The 18,614-nt window shown below is 41.3% G+C and carries 22 protein-coding genes and 1 pseudogene; 12 read left to right on the top strand and 11 right to left on the bottom strand.

Going from position 1 to position 18,614, the window contains the following annotated elements; genetic code table 11:
• Positions 1-16 precede the first annotated feature (16 nt).
• A complete protein-coding gene (locus tag UYK_RS0107315; protein WP_016871180.1) occupies positions 17-1,126 on the bottom strand; it encodes an S-(hydroxymethyl)glutathione dehydrogenase/class III alcohol dehydrogenase in 1,110 nt (369 codons plus the stop codon).
• A 214-nt stretch (positions 1,127-1,340) separates the two neighbouring features.
• On the opposite strand from UYK_RS0107315, the gene rimM reads away from it, so the two are divergent.
• Positions 1,341-1,898, top strand: a complete 558-nt coding sequence (gene rimM, locus UYK_RS0107310) for a ribosome maturation factor RimM (RefSeq protein ID WP_009458300.1) — start codon at positions 1,341-1,343, stop codon at positions 1,896-1,898.
• 369 nt (positions 1,899-2,267) lie between these two features.
• Positions 2,268-2,606: a winged helix-turn-helix transcriptional regulator gene (locus UYK_RS0107305; protein WP_009458299.1), complete on the top strand. Its 339-nt coding sequence runs from the start codon at positions 2,268-2,270 to the stop codon at positions 2,604-2,606.
• 43 nt (positions 2,607-2,649) lie between these two features.
• On the opposite strand, the gene UYK_RS0107300 is transcribed toward UYK_RS0107305, so the two are convergent.
• From UYK_RS0107300 to UYK_RS27530, 4 genes are all read right to left on the bottom strand, one after another.
• The gene (locus UYK_RS0107300; RefSeq protein WP_009458298.1) at positions 2,650-3,054 is read right to left on the bottom strand and encodes a salt stress protein, Slr1339 family; all 405 of its coding nucleotides are present in this window, start codon (positions 3,052-3,054) and stop codon (positions 2,650-2,652) included.
• 331 nt (positions 3,055-3,385) lie between these two features.
• Positions 3,386-3,991 (bottom strand): vWA domain-containing protein, encoded by a 606-nt coding sequence (locus UYK_RS0107295; protein ID WP_016871179.1) that lies wholly within the window; start codon positions 3,989-3,991, stop codon positions 3,386-3,388.
• A gap of 88 nt (positions 3,992-4,079) precedes the next feature.
• Positions 4,080-4,685: a vWA domain-containing protein gene (locus UYK_RS0107290; RefSeq protein ID WP_009458296.1), complete on the bottom strand. Its 606-nt coding sequence runs from the start codon at positions 4,683-4,685 to the stop codon at positions 4,080-4,082.
• A 270-nt stretch (positions 4,686-4,955) separates the two neighbouring features.
• A complete protein-coding gene (locus UYK_RS27530) occupies positions 4,956-5,081 on the bottom strand; it encodes a hypothetical protein (RefSeq protein WP_258002487.1) in 126 nt (41 codons plus the stop codon).
• Positions 5,082-5,106: 25 nt separating this feature from the next.
• On the opposite strand from UYK_RS27530, the gene UYK_RS0107285 reads away from it, so the two are divergent.
• Together UYK_RS0107285 and UYK_RS0107280 are read left to right on the top strand one after the other, a co-directional pair.
• Complete coding sequence (locus tag UYK_RS0107285) at positions 5,107-5,352, top strand: hypothetical protein (protein ID WP_009458295.1); 246 nt, start codon at positions 5,107-5,109, stop codon at positions 5,350-5,352.
• Positions 5,333-5,626 carry a hypothetical protein gene (locus tag UYK_RS0107280; protein WP_009458294.1) on the top strand — a complete coding sequence of 98 codons (294 nt, stop codon included), beginning with the start codon at positions 5,333-5,335 and terminating at the stop codon, positions 5,624-5,626. The genes UYK_RS0107285 and UYK_RS0107280 overlap by 20 nt, the downstream gene beginning before the upstream one ends.
• Positions 5,627-5,850: 224 nt before the next feature.
• Here UYK_RS0107280 and panB read toward each other — a convergent pair whose 3' ends face one another.
• Together panB and UYK_RS0107270 are read right to left on the bottom strand one after the other, a co-directional pair.
• Positions 5,851-6,627, bottom strand: coding sequence for a 3-methyl-2-oxobutanoate hydroxymethyltransferase (gene panB / locus UYK_RS0107275; protein WP_026086389.1), 777 nt, complete (start codon positions 6,625-6,627; stop codon positions 5,851-5,853).
• A 93-nt stretch (positions 6,628-6,720) separates the two neighbouring features.
• Positions 6,721-7,866, bottom strand: a complete 1,146-nt coding sequence (locus tag UYK_RS0107270) for a ligand-binding sensor domain-containing protein (RefSeq protein ID WP_009458290.1) — start codon at positions 7,864-7,866, stop codon at positions 6,721-6,723.
• A gap of 649 nt (positions 7,867-8,515) precedes the next feature.
• Between UYK_RS0107270 and UYK_RS0107265 the strand changes: the two genes are divergently transcribed.
• The 3 genes from UYK_RS0107265 (at position 8,516) to UYK_RS0107255 (ending at position 10,835) form a co-directional block, all read left to right on the top strand.
• Positions 8,516-9,946, top strand: a complete 1,431-nt coding sequence (locus UYK_RS0107265) for a form I ribulose bisphosphate carboxylase large subunit (protein ID WP_009458288.1) — start codon at positions 8,516-8,518, stop codon at positions 9,944-9,946.
• Between the two features lie 85 nt (positions 9,947-10,031).
• The gene (gene rcbX / locus UYK_RS0107260; protein WP_009458286.1) at positions 10,032-10,433 is read left to right on the top strand and encodes a RuBisCO chaperone RbcX; all 402 of its coding nucleotides are present in this window, start codon (positions 10,032-10,034) and stop codon (positions 10,431-10,433) included.
• A gap of 72 nt (positions 10,434-10,505) precedes the next feature.
• Complete coding sequence (locus tag UYK_RS0107255) at positions 10,506-10,835, top strand: ribulose bisphosphate carboxylase small subunit (RefSeq protein ID WP_009458284.1); 330 nt, start codon at positions 10,506-10,508, stop codon at positions 10,833-10,835.
• 138 nt (positions 10,836-10,973) lie between these two features.
• Here the strand turns inward: UYK_RS0107255 and UYK_RS0107250 are convergent.
• Positions 10,974-11,790, bottom strand: a pseudogene (locus UYK_RS0107250) (Rpn family recombination-promoting nuclease/putative transposase).
• A gap of 123 nt (positions 11,791-11,913) precedes the next feature.
• Between UYK_RS0107250 and UYK_RS0107245 the strand changes: the two are divergent.
• Positions 11,914-13,161 carry a RuBisCO small subunit-like domain-containing protein gene (locus tag UYK_RS0107245; protein ID WP_009458280.1) on the top strand — a complete coding sequence of 416 codons (1,248 nt, stop codon included), beginning with the start codon at positions 11,914-11,916 and terminating at the stop codon, positions 13,159-13,161.
• A 73-nt stretch (positions 13,162-13,234) separates the two neighbouring features.
• On the opposite strand, the gene UYK_RS0107240 is transcribed toward UYK_RS0107245, so the two are convergent.
• A complete protein-coding gene (locus UYK_RS0107240; RefSeq protein WP_016871177.1) occupies positions 13,235-14,038 on the bottom strand; it encodes a tetratricopeptide repeat protein in 804 nt (267 codons plus the stop codon).
• A gap of 138 nt (positions 14,039-14,176) precedes the next feature.
• The gene (gene ruvB, locus UYK_RS0107235) at positions 14,177-15,280 is read right to left on the bottom strand and encodes a Holliday junction branch migration DNA helicase RuvB (protein WP_009458278.1); all 1,104 of its coding nucleotides are present in this window, start codon (positions 15,278-15,280) and stop codon (positions 14,177-14,179) included.
• 154 nt (positions 15,281-15,434) lie between these two features.
• Between ruvB and hisF the strand changes: the two genes are divergently transcribed.
• The 3 genes from hisF (at position 15,435) to UYK_RS0107220 (ending at position 17,271) form a co-directional block, all read left to right on the top strand.
• Positions 15,435-16,208, top strand: a complete 774-nt coding sequence (gene hisF, locus UYK_RS0107230) for an imidazole glycerol phosphate synthase subunit HisF (protein ID WP_009458277.1) — start codon at positions 15,435-15,437, stop codon at positions 16,206-16,208.
• 100 nt (positions 16,209-16,308) lie between these two features.
• Positions 16,309-16,500, top strand: coding sequence for a hypothetical protein (locus UYK_RS0107225; RefSeq protein WP_009458276.1), 192 nt, complete (start codon positions 16,309-16,311; stop codon positions 16,498-16,500).
• 372 nt (positions 16,501-16,872) lie between these two features.
• The gene (locus tag UYK_RS0107220; RefSeq protein ID WP_009458275.1) at positions 16,873-17,271 is read left to right on the top strand and encodes a hypothetical protein; all 399 of its coding nucleotides are present in this window, start codon (positions 16,873-16,875) and stop codon (positions 17,269-17,271) included.
• A gap of 249 nt (positions 17,272-17,520) precedes the next feature.
• Here UYK_RS0107220 and UYK_RS0107215 read toward each other — a convergent pair whose 3' ends face one another.
• Entirely contained in the window at positions 17,521-17,958 is a 438-nt protein-coding gene (locus UYK_RS0107215) for a peroxiredoxin (RefSeq protein WP_009458274.1), read from the bottom strand.
• Between the two features lie 98 nt (positions 17,959-18,056).
• On the opposite strand from UYK_RS0107215, the gene UYK_RS0107210 reads away from it, so the two are divergent.
• Positions 18,057-18,461 (top strand): Npun_F0494 family protein, encoded by a 405-nt coding sequence (locus UYK_RS0107210; RefSeq protein ID WP_009458273.1) that lies wholly within the window; start codon positions 18,057-18,059, stop codon positions 18,459-18,461.
• Positions 18,462-18,614 lie beyond the last annotated feature (153 nt).

Below are 18,614 nucleotides of genomic sequence, written 5' to 3'. Positions count from 1 at the left end.
CGGCAGATAAATTTATTCAAAACGTCACTACAGAGCGAATTGATTCACCTTTATGCATTAAATCAAAAGCATTGTTAATCTCTTCAACTGGCATTACATGGGTAATCAAATCATCAATGTTGATTTTACCCTCCATGTACCAATTAACTATTTTCGGTACATCTGTGCGTCCCCTAGCACCACCGAAAGCTGTACCTTTCCAAACACGTCCGGTTACAAGTTGAAACGGACGGGTGCTAATTTCTTCACCTGCACCAGCAACACCAATAATTACACTCACACCCCAACCTTTATGACAGCATTCCAATGCTTGGCGCATGACTTGTACATTGCCAATACATTCAAAACTGTAGTCAGCACCACCTTTGGTTAAATCTACCAAGTAAGCAACTAAATCTCCCTCCACTTCCTTGGGATTGACAAAATGCGTCATCCCAAATTTTTCTGCAAGGGGACGTCTATTTGGGTTTATATCTACCCCCACAATCATATTTGCTCCCACCATCCGCGCTGCTTGGACGACATTCAAACCAATACCACCCAAGCCAAAAACTACTACATTTGCTCCTGGTTCTACTTTTGCTGTATTGATAACTGCACCAATACCTGTTGTGACGCCGCAGCCGATGTAACAAACTTTATCAAAAGGCGCATCTTCACGAATTTTGGCAACGGCTATTTCTGGTAGCACCGTATAGTTAGCAAAGGTAGATGTACCCATATAATGATGAATCATCTTATTATCAACACGGAAGCGACTTGTACCATCAGGCATTACACCCCGCCCCTGGGTAGCACGGATGGCTTGACAAAGATTGGTTTTGAAGCTAAGACAGTATTCACACTGACGACATTCAGGGGTGTACAAGGGAATAACATGATCTCCTGGTTTGACACTGGTAACGCCTTCTCCCACTTCAACAACAATACCAGCGCCTTCGTGTCCTAAAATGGCTGGGAATAATCCTTCCGGATCTTTGCCTGAAAGAGTGTAAGCATCTGTATGGCAAACTCCACTGGCTTTAATTTCTACCATCACTTCCCCAGCTTTGGGGCCTTCTAGTTGCACAGTTTCAATAGTCAAAAGTTTACCAGGTTCGTAAGCTACTGCTGCTTTAACTTCCATGATTGCTCTCCTGTTTTGCTTGCTCAACCAGCTGATCTGAGTGTATTGCAGGACGTATAACTGTATAAGGGTAAGTGTACAAGCGATCGCCTGTTGGTGTTTAATTTGAATGAACCACAAAGACGCAAAGAACGCGAAGAAGAGTATGAAAGAAAAGGGGAAAAGGAGAAAAGGGGATAGAAAAAAATCCGACTCTTCATCTTCTTATCCTTCCATGTCTGCTTTTGTCACTCCCCAATTGGAAAATTGGATAGAAATTGGTACGATTGTTGCGCCTCAGGGTTTGCGTGGGGAAATGCGAGTTTATCCTGATTCGGATTTTCCGGAGAGATTTGAGGTTCCGGGAAAGCGTTGGTTGTTACGTGCGGGAGAAACAGAACCGCAAGAAGTAGAATTACTGACGGGGCGTATAATTGAAGGTAAAAATTTATATGTAGTTAAATTGGCTGGTGTAGATGATCGCAATCAAGCAGAGGAATTGCGTGGTTCTAAATTATTGGTTTGTGCCAGCGATCGCCCACAGTTGGGAGAGGATGAATATCATGTATTGGATTTAATTGGTTTGTCAGTGTTTATGCAGGAATCTGGCGAACTTGTTGGTACAGTGGTTGATGTAATTGCTGCTGGTAATGATTTGCTAGAAGTCAAGTTACACCAACAACAAACAGCTGTTTTGATACCCTTTGTGAAAGCGATCACACCAACGGTAGATTTAGAAGCTCGCAGGATTGAAATTACACCACCACCCGGACTGTTGGAAATTAATAGTTAGAGTTATGTAGAGATGTTGCATTGCAACGTCTTGCTTCAGAATTTGGCGATGTTTCGAGATAGCAATCAGCGATCCTATCCTGTGGGCGATCGCTAATTTTTTGTACTATATGATACTGTTTAATGCCCAATTCTTTAATAAGCAGACATAGTATAGATAATGATTACTTATGATTATCCTTGGTTCTTAGCTAAGTCTGCTGTTGTCCTCCTACCTCAAGGAGGACTGGCGTAGACGCCCAGAGAGCGGCTTTCAAGTAGAGTAGGGTGGTTCATTCTTCACCCTTAGGAGGTTCGGTAATCCAACGACTGGAAGTCATGGGTAAAATAAAAAACATAAAAACTCATCTTCCCTAGCTCCCAACAAATTATGAAAGCTGAAGCCGAAAATTCCAACAGATTGACGTGTGAAGTGGAAACTACGCTGAAGGTAATTGGTGGACGTTGGAAAGTACTGATTATTAGAGAGTTAATGTTGGGGGTAAAGCGCTTCGGTGAATTACAACGAGCTTTACCTGGAATCACACAAAAAATGCTGACGCAGCAACTTAGAGAAATGGAAGAAGATGGGATTATTCATCGTCAGGTTTACGCCCAAATTCCGCCCAAGGTGGAATATTCACTGACACCTTTAGGGGAGAGTCTCAAACCAATTCTCTATGCTATGCATGATTGGGCGGTTCAACATTACGGTAAAGTTACTAGATAATTGTTGTTGGTTGTTGGTTGCTGGTTGATAGTTGTTTCTACCACTAACTTTCCTCATTAGCTTGTAGATAATCTATAGCTGCTTCTAATTTTGATGAATATCTTTCAGCAAACCTTTCAAACCATAACCCCTCTGGTGATAAAGAATCTAGCTTAGCTAGCCAATCTTGAGCGTGTTGTTTTAAAGCCTCTGTGCGCTGAGCTTTTATTTGTTCTTGTCTAATTCGCTTTTGTTCTAATTCTTGCTGTATCCTTAATTTTTCTGCTTGATCTAGTTCTTCAAAATCGCTCTTTACTTCTTCTAATAATTCATCTATTAAAGATGCTGATTTTGAGGATTGTGGATGAATATTTGGTGTTGCTATGCGTGGCTGTTGCTTGGGCTGTTCATTGTTTTTTTGCTGATATTCGGCTTGCAGTTCAGCCAATAGTTTATCAATAGAGTCCATGTTATTTAACCCCTGGTTTACTGCATTTACAATATGATTTTTATATGGCAGTTAAAATACTAAATATTTAGTTAGGTGTTGTGTAAAATAAACTATGCTTGAAACGCGATCGCATATGCACAATTAATTACATTTTTCCCCACTCTTTCCTCTGTTGCGTGGTACAGAGGAAGGGAAACACCTATAGACACAGATTAGATTATGCGCTAGATAGTGATGTCATTTGTCCAGCTTTATTTTTTTTAATAAAAATTGAATATTTACTACAATCTATGTTGTAGGTGCAGGAATTGGCATTTAGACGTTTATTTTGGATATTGATGATTAGTAGTTAATCATTAATCGCATTTAAAAGAACTTCAGATAAACTCATATCTTCCATATCATCCATTGTGATCGTGTCACAAATATCAAACTTTGCACCAGCAGTTTGTAATTCGTCATCTAATACTTTGAGAAAACGGCTTGCATGGGGGTCTTTACCCACTTGAATAAAAGAAATAGCTAATTCTTCATCTCTGTCCATACGCCGAGAAGCTTCAATAATGACCTTCATGACAGCTTTACGGTCATCTGGCTCACCATCAGTTACAACTAAGATTGTTTCGCCATTTGGTTTAGTTTTACCAGCTGTTTTTCGTTCAAAATAATTATCAGTAGCGTGTTTTAACACTGCTGCTAAATCAGTGGTTCCTGCTGGATCATTTTCTTGGAATATTTGTGATACTTTACTTGATGTCACATTTTCGTAGCGTTTGAATCTACCTGAAAACAAATAAACAGTAATACCATCAGGATCAAGTTGTTCGCATTTGCTTGCTAAAGCAAAAGTAGATTCTTGTGCAGCTAACCATCTGCTTCTACCACCTTTTTGATCTGGTGTAGCCATACTGCCGCTTTTATCAATAATCAAAGTGTAGTCACGATTTTCCAGCATTTTTTTATTCTCCAGTTATTAATTAGTAGTTAGTAGTTAGTGGTGAATGATTACAACCAACAACCAACAATCAACAAACAACAAATCATTAATCAGTTACCGCATTCATCAAAACATCTGCAAGGCTCATGTCTTCCATGTCATCAAGGGTAATTGTGTCGCAGATATCAAACTTTGCACCGACACTTTGCATTTGATCATCTAAAGCTTTCAAAAATTTGGTTGCTTGTGGATCAGAACCCACTTGAATGATAGAAATTCCTAATTCTTCATCCCGTTCCATCTGGCGAGTTGCACTAATAATGACTTCAAATACGGCTTTGCGATCATCTGGTTCACCGTCGGTGATGACTAAAATTGTTTCACCATTCGCTTTGGTTTTACCTGCTGCTTTGCGTTGAAAGTAATTATTAATGGCGTCTTGAAGTACACCTGCTAAATTTGTTGTGCCAGCTGGGTCATTTTCCAAAAATATCTGTGCTACTTTGGCAGAGGTAACATCATTATAGCGTTTAAATCTCCCAGAAAATACGTAGACAGTAATTCCGTCTGGGTCAAATTGCTCACATTTTCTTGCTAAAGCGAGGGTCGATTCTTGAGCAATCTCCCATCTACTTCTACCACCGGCTTGGTCGGGAGTTGACATGCTACCGCTTTTATCAATGATTAAGGTGTAGTCGCGATCGCTCACCATACATTTCCTCTGATTGTTACTCAACGTTTCTAGTCTAGTCCAGGCTTCTCCAGTATTGCTTAGCTATTCAAGCTTCTTTACGAGTTTTGATACTCATTTGCTACTTATCAGCAGATTTCAATAAGCGTGAGATACACAAGAATTCCACCCCTCCTCGCTTGCAGCTACGGTGTACTCCTTCTAGATGCAAAACGCTATATCTATGACTGTAGTGAGGAGCCTGCTCATAAGAAAAAGCCGTAAGTTTAAATTCTTACACTCCTTTTCAAGCTAGCTTAATAGTAAGCGATCGCTCTCCAAGCTTTTCCGTAAATCTGCTGATTCTCTAATTTCCTCTTCAGATAAATTCAGCAAAAACACTGTTACGCAAATTTGCGGTTCTGATCGAAACTGCAATTATCCAGTTTATTAGGGTAAATATATGACAAACCCTGCAACGACGGTAATCCGAGTCAATCTGGAGATGGCAAAAGAAGTAGCTCAAGAGTGGGAACGAGCTTCATACCAAGAACTCAGTGCTTATTGTTTGGAAATCTTAAAGGAAATAGGATTTTCCACTACCGAACTCCCAGAAAACTTGCAATCTCGTGAGCAGCAGCTAAACTTCATCACAGGATTTGCGTCTTACGCTTTTGGAGAGGTGCTAAATGTCCAAACCATTAGTTGAAGATAGCTTTGATGAGCCAGAACGAGAAAAAGAGACTTCTTTACCTGCAACCGATGCGGATTTATTGAATTTAATCCAAAAATTTTCAGGATTTGAAACTCCCACTAAGGTTGTCTTACAGGCTATAGCCATTGCTTCTTACGATTGTGCATCTGCTTTTCGCTACGCTGATAACTATTTGAATATCTTGAAGAATCAAAAGCGGCGGAAAAAGTTACTTCTGCTAGAGTCTGAACTGAAGTTTTGCATTAATCCCAAATACGTAGATTTTTGATATTAAATTTTCGATTGGTTCACCAGACGATTCAGATTTACCGGAAAAGGAAGAGTTCAGTCTACTTTCAGTTCAGTAGAGTTGGACTATTAGCCCGCAGTTTACCTGCGGGCTAGTTAGTTAATTACTCTGAATAATATTTATCGAACTCGCGTAGTACAGCACAGTGGAAAAAGCTTTTTGTCTTTTGATTTTATAACTTCTGCGTAGCGGTATGAGATTTTTTATTTTTGTGGAAACTTCTGCTGTCTGACTTCAAAGCTATAATCCTGCACAGCTTTTGTTATCGTCTCACGTAAATTTGCATACGCCTTGGCAAATGGCGGCTGTTTTTCCGAAAGACCGAGTACATCAGAAGTGACGAGTACTTGCCCGTCACAATGCGGTCCTGCGCCAATTCCAATCGTAGGAATACTGAGTTTGTCTGTAATTTCTAATGCTAAGTCACTAGGGATATGCTCTAAGACTATAGAGAACACACCTGCTTGTTCAAGTGCGATCGCTTCTTGTAGAATCCTCTGTCTGTCTGTTTCTGTCTTCCCTTGTTGACGCAAACCAATTTGATGGACTGATTGCGGTGTTAAACCCACATGACCCATCACCGGAATTCCCGCTTGCACCAGACGAGCAATAGTTTCTACCATTGCTGGGTATCCACCCTCTAGTTTGACAGCTTGCCCTCCTGCTTCTTTTAGGACCAGTCCAGCAGAGTGCATAGCTTGCTGAATGCTTTCTTGATACGTCAAAAATGGTAAATCTACGACCATCAAAGCATGTCTTACCCCACGCCGTACAGCTTTGGCATGGTGTAGTGTTTCTTCTAAGGTGAGTGGTAATGTTGTATTATACCCTAATATGACTGACATAGAATCGCCCACCAAGATTAAATCTACACCAGCTACATCTAAAAGTTGGGCGATCGTATAATCCCAAGCAGTCAACGCCACAATTGGACGTCCTTGTTGTTTGTACTGAATTAATTGTCGAGTTGTAATTGCCATTTTGGTTGTTGATTGTTGTTGATTGTTGGTTGTTGGTTGATGGTTGGTAGTTGTGAAACAAACAACTATCAACGATCAACTACCAACAAAACTTCACTTCACGGCGCGAGTAAAAGCAAGATGGGGTTTTGCACTTGTCATTTTTGGCATCAACCAAGCTAGACCTTCGCTAGTACCAATCCACAATTTATTACCAACATCAGGGGCAAGGGCAAGTACACGACTAGAAGGAAGACCAGGAACTTCATCTAGCACAGCACCAGTATTTGGATTCAATCGTAACAAACCATTGTTTGTACCGACCCATACACTACCATCTTTAGCAAAACGTATTGATTTGACGTCACGTCCTCTCAGAGGAGTAACTGATCTGAGTACAGCACTAGTTTTTGGGTTAATTACTAGCAAATTATTTGGCATCCCCGCCCAAATTAATCCATCTGAGCTAGTAGCTAAAGCTTGTACGGTCGTACCAGGTAAATTGTCAATTCGCTTCATAATCAAAGCACTAGCGGTATTAACTCGGACTACTCCATCCAGTGTTCCTACCCAGAGTTGACCTTCCACATCTAAAGTTAGAGCGTTAGCACTAACACCAGGTAATTTTTTTAACGTGGTCATTATCAACCCTTGATCGGGACTGATTAGCGATAAGCCGTTATCTGTTCCTGCCCACAAATAACCCCGCTTGTCAACTAACAAAGATAAGACTCTCTTGGAAGGCAAAAATAAATTTTGAGCTGTAATTTCGTTACTACGAGGATCAACTCGCTTTAATCCTTCATAAGTTCCTACCCACAAGCGTCCGACTTTATCTTGGGTTAAAGCAGAAATAGCAAGATTTGGTAAACTAACGCGGGCTAGTATTTTACCAGTATTGGGGTCTATGCGCGATAATCCCCGCCAAGAAGCTACCCAGAGATTGCCAACATAATCTGCTTGCAATGCACTGACTCGATAATCAGTTTCTTGGACTCTGTCAATGAAATTTCGCTCATCAGGTAAAGGATCTACTCGTCCTGGTGGGGCGATCGCTGGGTAAGAGGGAGTTAATTCAGATGGATCAACATTCAGGATTTTGGGCGTAGGAGTATTGTTATTTTCTGCTGGATTTGCTAGCACCACAGTATCGAAAATTGTTAGGGCTACTAACCCCAGCCAGATAGAACTGATGAATAAACCACCACATTTGCCAAACAACAAGGCGATCGCATTTGCTTTGAAGAGAGTTTCTTGCATCACTTCACACCGAAAGGCTTAAGGATAAGTTCAGTGTTCCCTAATGGTATGAACATTTATCAGTTATCAGCGATCGCTAGTAGTTTGAAAAATCACTACTGAGAGCTTTAGTCTGCTTCATATAACTGCTTATGTCTTTCTGTAAAGTATCTGTAATATAAAGTTGAAATTATTCTTTAATAAGAAATTTAAATGTAAAAGTTAAAAACTTCCAAAGAATAACTTATTACATTCTTGATATATTGTGAAACAAGTTACAAATTACGTGGTGTGCAATTAAAGTGTCTGGCTCACCACTCCCTTAAATAAAGAACAAACTTAGGGGAGTGCGAGCAACAGATAAGTAAACAAAAGTTTATTCCTGGGAAAAGGGAAACGTGACAGCGTACAATAGTGCGTGCCTACAACGCAAGTACACTGGTGAGAAAATTTCCCCACAGTCCTTAGGGGTGAAGGCTCCAGTCCAGACTTAAGAGGGTTTCTACCAAGTCTTCTAAGTCAAAAAACCACTAACTCTAGTCAAAGACAACCTCATAAAAGAAGATGTTCCGCATCTTCATTTCGTCCTTGAGGAAAACAGACAAGGTTAGAGGAAGTTGCACGCGGCGTGGTTTGTAAGTAGAAAGAGTGACTTCTTGGAAGGAAATTTATGTCTTACGCTCAAACGAAGACTCAGACTAAAGCAGGGTATCAAGCTGGGGTAAAAGATTACAGACTAACTTATTACACCCCTGATTACACACCAAAAGACACGGATATCTTAGCAGCATTCCGTGTTACACCCCAGCCAGGGGTTCCACCCGAAGAAGCTGGCGCTGCTGTGGCGGCTGAGTCTTCCACTGGTACTTGGACAACCGTGTGGACGGACTTACTGACCGACCTAGACCGCTACAAAGGTCGTTGCTACGATATCGAACCAGTTCCAGGCGAAGACAATCAGTATATTTGTTACGTTGCCTATCCCCTGGATCTGTTTGAAGAAGGTTCTGTAACCAATATGTTGACCTCAATTGTAGGTAACGTATTTGGTTTCAAAGCTCTACGGGCACTGCGTCTGGAAGACCTGCGGATTCCAGTTGCTTACCTCAAGACTTTCCAAGGGCCTCCCCACGGTATCCAAGTTGAGCGTGACAAATTAAACAAATACGGTCGTCCTTTGTTGGGTTGCACCATTAAGCCCAAACTCGGTTTGTCTGCGAAGAACTACGGACGCGCTGTATACGAGTGCTTGCGCGGTGGTTTGGACTTCACCAAAGACGACGAAAATATTAACTCTCAGCCTTTCCAACGCTGGCGCGATCGCTTCCTGTTTGTAGCTGATGCAATTCACAAAGCCCAAGCAGAAACAGGCGAAATCAAAGGCCACTACCTAAACGTTACCGCTCCCACCTGCGAAGAAATGCTCAAGCGGGCTGAGTTCGCTAAAGAACTCAAGATGCCCATCATCATGCACGACTACTTGACCGCAGGTTTTACCGCCAACACTACATTGGCTAAGTGGTGTCGTGACAACGGTCTATTGCTCCACATTCACCGGGCGATGCACGCTGTTATTGACCGTCAAAAGAACCACGGTATCCACTTCCGCGTTTTGGCTAAGTGCTTGCGGATGTCTGGCGGTGATCATATTCACACTGGTACGGTGGTCGGTAAGCTGGAGGGTGAGCGCGGTATTACCATGGGCTTCGTTGACCTGCTGCGCGAAAACTATGTTGAGCAAGACAAGTCTCGTGGTATATACTTCACCCAAGATTGGGCTTCTATGCCTGGTGTAATGGCAGTTGCTTCTGGTGGTATTCACGTATGGCACATGCCAGCATTGGTAGAAATCTTTGGTGATGACTCCGTACTGCAATTCGGTGGTGGTACTCTTGGTCACCCCTGGGGTAACGCTCCTGGTGCAACCGCTAACCGTGTGGCTTTGGAAGCTTGTATTCAAGCTCGTAACGAAGGTCGCAACTTGGCTCGCGAAGGTAACGACGTTATCCGTGAAGCTGCTAAGTGGTCTCCTGAGTTGGCTGCTGCTTGTGAACTGTGGAAGGAAATCAAGTTCGAGTTCGAGGCAGTTGATACAGTCTGACGATTTTAGATTTGCGATTTTGGATTTTGGATTAATCTAAAATCCAAAACTCACAATCTAAAATTCACAGGGGCTGGGGTCAAGCATGAATATTAAACAAATTGCGAAGGACACAGCCAAGACGCTGCAAAGCTACCTGACATATCAGGCAGTGAGGGCGGTGTTGGCTCAACTCAGTGAAACCAATCCTCCCTTGGCACTTTGGCTGCATCGGTTTTCCGCACAAGACAAAATCCAGGATGGAGAAGCTTACATAGAAGAACTTTTCCGGGAAAAGCCGGATTTGGCACTGCGGATTATGACAGTCAGAGAACACATAGCGGAGGAAGTTACCGAATTTCTACCAGAAATGGTTCGTGCTGGTATTCAACAGGCTAATACGGAACACCGCCGTCAGCATCTTGAGCGGATGACGCAGTTAAATCAATCAAACCCCAGTTCTGAGTCAGAACAGCAAGCAACCTCAGATCCAAACAATGAAAAGTGAGCAGTTAGCAGTGAACAAATCATCACTGATAACTGAATAACTAATGTCAACCGCTACCATTTTGATTTAGCTATGCAAACCCTACCAAAAGAGCGTCGTTACGAAACCCTTTCCTACCTTCCTCCTCTCACTGATGCTCAAATTTCCAAGCAGATCCAGTACATTCTCAATCAAGGCTACATTCCGGCGATCGAGTTCAACGAAAATTCAGAGCCTACAGAGTACTACTGGACAATGTGGAAACTGCCTTTGTTCAGCGCTAGAAGCACTCAAGAAGTATTAAGCGAAGTACAAGCTTGTCGTTCTCAGTATGGCAACTGCTTCATCCGTGTTGTTGGCTTTGACAACATCAAACAGTGCCAAATTCTCAGCTTTATCGTTCACAAACCCGGCAGATTCTAAAACTGGTGAGCTGTGAGTAATTAATATTATTCCCTCAACTGGAGAGGTAGATCACTCTACCTCTCTTATTTACTGGGAAGTTGTTAGTTGTTTGAACTACAACAATCAACCATCAACAAATAACTCTTAATAAAGCTTTCAGGTATTTGTATCGTCACTAGAGACTTTTTCACTAGCAACCTGCCGAACTAGTTCAACTTCTATACCCAAAGCTTTAGCAATTTGCTCTACAGTTAATCCCAGTGTTAGCAACTGAGGTATTGTTTCTAACTTACCCTCTAACTTACCCTCTAACTTACCCTCTAACTTACCTTCCTGAAAAGCTTCCTGATATACCCGTGTTTGCTTTAATTCACCCAGTCCCAACATTTGCTCTATCTCCTCCCGACTCAGGCGCGGAAATTTATAGACTATGATCGTTTCTATTAATTGTATGAGTTCTCGTTGAGTAACTTCATTTGCTATCTGTTGTTGAGCAGAAGTTATTAGCTTCCTAGCTTTTGTTGTTGCAGTGTCTTCTGGTTCTACAATTAATTTAACAGTTTCTATTCCAAGAGATGGCTCTGTTAGTTGATCTAGATAAACACGATTTACCCGTTGAGAATTGAGTAATTCAATGTAGCGTTGTGTTTCTCCTGTATCTACATTGCTATTGGGGAATATAACTACACCGCGCCAATTATTTGTTAATTCAGTTTTATCAAGATAATTCAAGACTTCTGTAAAGAAGCGAGAATAGAATTTTTTATCAGGTTGAAACTGAACTTCACTAAAATATATAGGTAGTTCAGTAGAATTGGGAAGAAAAACGCCATCTATTCTAAATGACAGTTGTTTAACTTCAACTGATGAGAATTGATAAACATTGGCAAGTTGAGGTGGTTGTTGGATGAGTTCAAAGAAAATGCTAGGAAAGCTTTGGAAAAGGCGATAAAAAAATACTATCAGTTTTCACAAATGAAGACTTTTAACAAGTAACAGTGAAAAAAATCAACTTATCTATCTCTAAAGAAGAGTGACTATTTGTCACTAAAAAATTTAACATGATTTTAAGATATTCGATCTATCCCCAAGGTTTATGAGTTACTACATCTCTCCTCGCTTTCTGGACAAAGTTGCTGTTCACATCACCAAAAATTTTCTTGATCTCCCTGGTTTAAGAGTACCTTTGATTTTAGGTATTCATGGACGCAAAGGTGAAGGTAAATCCTTTCAATGTGAGTTAGTTTTTGAAAAAATGGGTGTGGAAGTAACTCACATTTCGGGAGGAGAATTAGAAAGTCCAGATGCAGGAGATCCAGCACGTCTAATTCGTCTGCGCTATCGGGAAACCGCAGAATTAATTAAAGTGCGCGGTAAAATGTGCGTACTCATGATTAATGACTTAGATGCGGGTGCAGGACGTTTTGATGAGGGTACACAGTACACAGTAAACACCCAGTTGGTGAATGCCACACTGATGAATATTGCTGATAATCCTACTGATGTACAGTTGCCTGGTAGCTATGACCCTACACCATTACATCGCGTACCAATTATTGTCACAGGAAATGATTTCTCTACTCTGTATGCGCCATTAATTCGCGATGGTCGAATGGAGAAATTTTATTGGGAACCAGACCGAGATGACAAAATAGGAATTGTTGGTGGAATTTTTAGTGAAGATGGACTTTCGCAACGGGAAATAGAACAACTAGTTGATACTTTTTTGAATCAGTCTATCGACTTTTTTAGTGCTTTGCGATCGCGTATTTATGACGAACAAATCCGCGACTTCATTTATGAAGTTGGAGTTGAACGCGTTTCTAGGCGGGTTGTCAACAGCTTAGAAGGACCACCACAATTTAGAAAACCAAATTTCAACCTATCTCATTTGATTGAGATGGGCAATGTTATGGTCACAGAACAACAGCGTGTTCTGACTTCTCAGCTAGTCACCGAGTACAATCGTGGTCTATATTCCCGTAATCTATCCCAACCTACTGCTACACCAACACAAGCTAATCAACCTGTTAACAATGGTGGTAACGGCTATCACAAATCACAGTCGTCAAACACTCATCTCACCCTAGAAACTCAAGCACAGATACGCGAACTCCTAGCACAGGGTTACAAAATTGGCATTGAACACGTAGATGAACGTCGTTTCCGCACAGGTTCTTGGCAAAGTTGCGCTGTTGGTCAAATTAATGGCGAGTCTGATGCTATCTCTACTCTCGAATCTTGCTTGGCAGAATACAGTGGCGAGTATGTGCGCTTGGTAGGAGTTGACCCCAAAAATAAACGCCGGGTTATGGAAACAATTATTCAGCGTCCGAATAGTTGATTGTTGATTGTTGATTGTTGGTTGTTGGTGGTTGCTGTTCCCAAGCACCAAACAACTAAAAACTAACAACAAATTACTGGAGTTTCAGAAACTTATCCAAAGCAGCTACCATACTCGGAGGCCAGCGACGGATATTTTTTACCCAGTTAATATCCTTGTAGCGAGGATCCAGTCCGTAGGCTGCTACCCAGTTACTTTCAGCTTCACCTTTTTGTCCGTTTACCCAAAGGGCGGCTGTAAGTGCAGCACGTGTATCGGCAAAATTGGGGTATTTGCGGACTATATTTTTCATCTCTCGGATGGCTTGGTCTATTTTACCAGTTTCATACAAAACCAAAGCATAGTTACCACGGGCAATCACTAAATTTGGAGCGATCGCCATTGCTTTTTGGTAATCTGCTATGGCTTGTTGCCATTCACCCAAACCTGCTTTGGCAGTACCACGATTGTTGTAAGCCATCGCATCGTTGGGATTGACTTCTAAGACATGATTATAGTCTGCGATCGCTTCTTCCCATCTTCCCAAACCTTCCAGCGCTGTACCACGGTTTAGATAAGGATCTGTAACATCAGGGGCAAGTTCTATAGCTTTGTTAAAATCTGCTAGTGCCTGTGGCAATTTGTTCTGACTTACCCTGGAGTTTCCCCGATTACTCCAAATCGCCGCATTATCTGGGAACCTTTCAATAATTTCTGTCCAGTACTGTTCAGCCTTGGCAAAATCTCCTTTACTTGTTGCTGCAAAAGCTGATTTTGCCAAGTTGTCCCATTTTTGTATTTCTTCCGGCGTGAAGTTTGGTGTTTGGGGTTGGGCGATCGCTGCTTGACTCGAGCCAAACAGCAGTAGCAGACTCAACAGAATTACAAATAATCTCATTATTCGGGTCGGGAATCGGGAGGAGACAGGAGGAGAAGGGGAGACAAGGGAGAAGAGGGAGACAAGGGAGATAGGGGAAAATCTATTAAAAATATTTCCTGTGTTCCCATGTTTTCTGTGTCCCTCGTTCTCAGTTCCTCATAACAACGATAACTGTTCATTCGGTGGCTTAAAGCCCATATGCTTATAAGCTGCTGTTGTCGCTACTCTACCACGGGGCGTCCGGCTTAAATAGCCAATTTGCATCAAATAAGGTTCATAAACTTCTTCTATGGTTTGGGTATCTTCACCTGTTGCAGCTGCGATTGTTTCTAATCCTACTGGCCCACCGTTGAATTGTTCAATAATTACAGTCAACATCCGGCGATCCGTCCAATCTAAACCACAAGGATCGACTTGGAATAATTTTAATGCTTCGGCTGCAACGTTTTCGCAAACTTGATCAAAGGATTTTACTTCCGCATAATCACGGACTCGCTTGAGTAGTCTATTAGCTATCCGTGGTGTGCCTCGCGATCGCCTAGCAATTTCTTTCGCACCATCTTCAGTGATAACAGTATTGAGTAACTCAGCACTGCGCTGCACGATCAAGCTTAGTTCTTCTACCTCATAAAACCTCAATTTTTGCACTAAGCCAAAGCGATCGCGCAGTGGAGAAGTTAGAGCTCCCACACGGGTTGTTGCCCCCACTAAGGTAAATTTTGCTAAGGGTATACTACGAGTTCGAGCGCTGGAACCCTTACCAATAGTGATATCTAATCTATAATCCTCCATCGCCGGGTATAAAATTTCCTCACTCATCCGCGATAATCGATGAATTTCATCGATAAATAGAACATCCCCTGGCTTGAGATTTACCAATAGCCCAACAATATCTCTAGGACGTTCGAGAGCTGGGGCGCTAGTAATTTTATAGTTCACTCCCATCTCAGCTGCTAAAATCATTGCCATTGTGGTCTTACCCAAACCAGGAGGTCCATACAATAGCAAATGATCTAGCACTTCTCCTCTGGACTGAGCTGCTTTAATAGCTATTTCCAATACATCTTTTAAATCTTTTTGACCAATATAATCGGCAAACCGTTGTGGTCGAATACTTTCTTCCTGTTTACCTTGTTCATCAATTGCAGCTTTGGGTTGCAAAATATTCTCTTCTGGAGATGTTTTTGCCGACTCCCGGCGCTGTTTTGGTTGCTTATCGCCTGATTCGTGAGGCTGTTTTTTTGAGGAGATAATCGCCATATTTTAGCTATTAACTTTTACTTCTACACTGATTGAGGGCAAGTGGTAGCGGCACCAACGCGTATAAATACGGAGGAAAATTTTCTTTGGATAAATACGCTTGCCAATTTAAAATTTAAATTCCGGGGAACTACTTAGGAGGACAAAGATTGTCATGCTAGCTAAGAGAATCTTACCGTGCTTGGATGTGAATGCGGGACGAGTTGTAAAAGGAGTTAACTTTGTTAACCTGCAAGATGCAGGCGATCCTGTAGAACTAGCAAAGGTTTACAACGAAGCTGGAGCAGATGAAGTAGTGTTTCTGGATATTACGGCTACTCATGAAGACCGCAATACCATTATTGACGTCGTTTACCGCACTGCTGAACAAGTTTTTATTCCCTTGACTGTTGGTGGTGGCATTCAATCCTTAGAAAATGTTAAAAATCTGTTACGAGCTGGAGCGGACAAGGTTAGTATTAATTCTGCGGCGGTACGCGACCCAGATTTTATTAATCGGGCTAGCGATCGCTTTGGTAATCAATGCATAGTTGTTGCTATTGATGCCAGACGCAGAAAAGATCCTCGCAACCCTGGTTGGGATGTGTATGTGCGAGGTGGACGGGAAAATACAGGCATAGATGCTCTCAAGTGGGCGCAAGAAGTAGAAAAACGAGGTGCAGGAGAACTATTAGTGACTAGTATGGATGCCGATGGTACCAAGGCTGGCTATGACCTCGAATTGACAAAAGCGATCGCCGAAACTGTACAAATTCCAGTCATTGCTTCTGGTGGTGCAGGTAATTGTCAACATATCTATGAAGCACTAACAGAAGGTAGAGCCGAAGCCGCCTTACTAGCTTCACTACTACATTACGGGGAATTAACTGTGGAGGAAATTAAAAATTATTTGCGCGATCATCACTTACCAGTACGAATGTACCAGTAACTTTAGCATAACTCTTGTCTGAAGATACATCTAGTACTCAACACACTTCCTGAAAAGGATGTTAAACTTGGTAAAGAAGCATTAAAAAATATTAATAAATATGTTGATTCCTATATTAGTTTTTGATGTGGCGCTGGTAGCCTGGTCGCTGCATTTGATGGAAAGAGCTTACGAAAGCAAGGAATTCTCCCTCATGTTGGCAGGTTTGTTAGTTGCGTTAGCCGCAGCTGCAATGATGGTAGTGTACTTTTTGATGGGTCATTGTATGAGCTATTTGCTGCATGTTTCTTAATAAGTAAAGATACTTAATTAAATAACAAGGCAAAACCAAAATCGCTTTGTGGCATTATTCATTACCCAATACTTTTAATGACCAACAAATAAAAAAATAAACTACCAATATTACATTCAGCCACATGTGAACTGAGAGTAAAAAGTTGGCAAAGTTTTTAGAAGCAAAGGTATTAGAAAAACCTATTCTAAGTATTTCTATTTATTATCGATAATAAATTCTCTATATATTTAATTAGCAGTAATTCTTAAAACCAAACCATATTTATCTAAAGCTGTCAAGCAAACATCCGGGAGATGGTTTAGCATGTCGTTCCAAGTTATTTAAAATAGAAGCATTGTTAACTTGAAATCATGTGTGGGGTAAATCTGCATGAAAGTCTCGTTTCTGCCGCTCAAACTTATCGCTGTAACTACTTTGGCGGGAATCGGCTTGGCTTCCTTATTAATGCAACAACCTAGCCTTGCTGAACCTAGCCAGATACCGAACTTGCCAAATTACGATCCGCAGAACAATACAGACGACCCATACAACAACAACAATAATCCTTTTTCTAACACTAACACCAGTGATGGTTTTAGTGTGTTCAACTTAATTCATCGTGCCAATTTAAGTGTGCCGAATCTAGATATCAATGCCCAAAACCAACAACTTGATGAAGAAGCAGAAGCTTTTAAAGCCAGACAACGAGCATTAACACAACAAAATCAACAGCAAACACCTAGTTTACAGATCATTACTCCAGGTGTGAATACTACTCCAAATCGATAACGTTATTTGTTGTTTTTAAGGCAAGTCAAACAATTTTCGATTTTAGATTTGCGATTTTGGATTCACTGCAAGCCACTTTCGCGATGCAGCTTGGAGATTTGAGATTGACAGTTTTAGTTTTTTTGCCCACAAGGGCGTGGGGCTTGAACCGAAAAAATAATCTAAAATCCAAAATTTAAATTTGGCACAGTCAAGAGTCAATAATTTGGATTATTGACTCTTTAACTCTTGATTGTGTGCAAGCTGAATTTACAATCCCAAGGTAGCTAAAATATCTCTGGCATGGGTAGAGGTGTTGACACTAGAGTCAACATGAATAATTTTGCCATTGCCATCTATTACGTAGGTAACACGCTTAGCATAACCACCACCATCGACATCGTAGGCTTTAATTAACTCACCTTTGGTGTCAGCTAGTAGTGGAAAGTTAAGATTATATTTTTGGGTGAATGCTTGGTGTGAAGCTTCATCATCTGCACTTACACCCAGCACCACAATATCTTTACTTGTGTATTGTTCCTTAGCATCACGGAAACTACAAGCTTGCTTTGTGCAGCCTGGAGTGTCGTCTTTGGGGTAAAAATACAGAACCACTGTTTTACCTTTGAAATCAGATAAAGAAACAGTGTTGCCGTTAGTATCTTTAACGGTAAAAGCAGGTGCATCTGTCCCAACTGCTAGAGGCATAATTTACCTTCCTAAATTTGAAATTATTGATGCACTTGAAATTTTACAATAATTTACAATAATTACAGGAAAATAAAACTGAATAACTGGAAACCAAAATGCCTGCTGTTAACGCTCAAAATCAGAAAAACCTGACATACCCATCTAAAACTGTAGAAAGAGCCAAGCGATCGCTGCTTTGTTCTCCTTTTAATTTTGGTTTATTTGCAGCGATGCTTTCAGAGCGGGTAGCAATGAGTGAAATTGTTGGCAATTCCGGTGTTAACAAAGGCTACACCAAAGCTGCTTTGTCTGAATTAAGAGCAGACAACTCTTTGGTATGGTTGATAAGAGTAGGTGTACTGCGACGCGAAGTTGATGGTCAAGGAATTACAGATAGTTTTCGCCTCACACCCCTTGGTCGTCAGATAGTAGAACAATTGCAGCGCCAAACTTTGCCGACTATAACATGGCGCGATCGCTTTTTAGATATTGTAGCTCGTTGGTTCACGCTACCATTTTAGAATTTGTTGTTAGTTGGTACTTAGTTGGTAGTTGGTAGTTGCTTGGTAGTTGGTGATTTACCAATAACCACTAACCAATTTTTAATTAAAAAGTTAAGAGTCGCTTGGAAGCGGGAACAATATATACGGAAGTCTCAACTGCATTTATGAAGT

Source organism: Fischerella thermalis PCC 7521 (assembly GCF_000317225.1).
In the GTDB taxonomy this organism is placed as follows: Bacteria; Cyanobacteriota; Cyanobacteriia; order Cyanobacteriales; family Nostocaceae; genus Fischerella; species Fischerella thermalis.
This window is presented reverse-complemented; position numbering and strand designations above follow the sequence as displayed.

Coding starts and splice junctions, on each gene's coding strand:
- UYK_RS0107220 (WP_009458275.1), top strand. CDS start 16,873: ATGAAAGTCTCGTTTCTGCCGCTCAAACTTATCGCTGTAACTACTTTG.
- UYK_RS0107245 (WP_009458280.1), top strand. CDS start 11,914: ATGAGTTACTACATCTCTCCTCGCTTTCTGGACAAAGTTGCTGTTCAC.
- UYK_RS0107285 (WP_009458295.1), top strand. CDS start 5,107: ATGACAAACCCTGCAACGACGGTAATCCGAGTCAATCTGGAGATGGCA.
- UYK_RS0107270 (WP_009458290.1), bottom strand. CDS start 7,866: ATGCAAGAAACTCTCTTCAAAGCAAATGCGATCGCCTTGTTGTTTGGC.
- UYK_RS0107240 (WP_016871177.1), bottom strand. CDS start 14,038: ATGAGATTATTTGTAATTCTGTTGAGTCTGCTACTGCTGTTTGGCTCG.
- ruvB (WP_009458278.1), bottom strand. CDS start 15,280: ATGGCGATTATCTCCTCAAAAAAACAGCCTCACGAATCAGGCGATAAG.
- panB (WP_026086389.1), bottom strand. CDS start 6,627: ATGGCAATTACAACTCGACAATTAATTCAGTACAAACAACAAGGACGT.
- rcbX (WP_009458286.1), top strand. CDS start 10,032: ATGAATATTAAACAAATTGCGAAGGACACAGCCAAGACGCTGCAAAGC.
- UYK_RS0107210 (WP_009458273.1), top strand. CDS start 18,057: ATGCCTGCTGTTAACGCTCAAAATCAGAAAAACCTGACATACCCATCT.
- UYK_RS0107315 (WP_016871180.1), bottom strand. CDS start 1,126: ATGGAAGTTAAAGCAGCAGTAGCTTACGAACCTGGTAAACTTTTGACT.
- rimM (WP_009458300.1), top strand. CDS start 1,341: ATGTCTGCTTTTGTCACTCCCCAATTGGAAAATTGGATAGAAATTGGT.
- UYK_RS0107290 (WP_009458296.1), bottom strand. CDS start 4,685: ATGGTGAGCGATCGCGACTACACCTTAATCATTGATAAAAGCGGTAGC.
- UYK_RS0107255 (WP_009458284.1), top strand. CDS start 10,506: ATGCAAACCCTACCAAAAGAGCGTCGTTACGAAACCCTTTCCTACCTT.
- UYK_RS0107305 (WP_009458299.1), top strand. CDS start 2,268: ATGAAAGCTGAAGCCGAAAATTCCAACAGATTGACGTGTGAAGTGGAA.
- UYK_RS0107265 (WP_009458288.1), top strand. CDS start 8,516: ATGTCTTACGCTCAAACGAAGACTCAGACTAAAGCAGGGTATCAAGCT.
- UYK_RS0107215 (WP_009458274.1), bottom strand. CDS start 17,958: ATGCCTCTAGCAGTTGGGACAGATGCACCTGCTTTTACCGTTAAAGAT.
- UYK_RS0107300 (WP_009458298.1), bottom strand. CDS start 3,054: ATGGACTCTATTGATAAACTATTGGCTGAACTGCAAGCCGAATATCAG.
- hisF (WP_009458277.1), top strand. CDS start 15,435: ATGCTAGCTAAGAGAATCTTACCGTGCTTGGATGTGAATGCGGGACGA.
- UYK_RS0107225 (WP_009458276.1), top strand. CDS start 16,309: ATGTTGATTCCTATATTAGTTTTTGATGTGGCGCTGGTAGCCTGGTCG.
- UYK_RS0107295 (WP_016871179.1), bottom strand. CDS start 3,991: ATGCTGGAAAATCGTGACTACACTTTGATTATTGATAAAAGCGGCAGT.
- UYK_RS0107280 (WP_009458294.1), top strand. CDS start 5,333: ATGTCCAAACCATTAGTTGAAGATAGCTTTGATGAGCCAGAACGAGAA.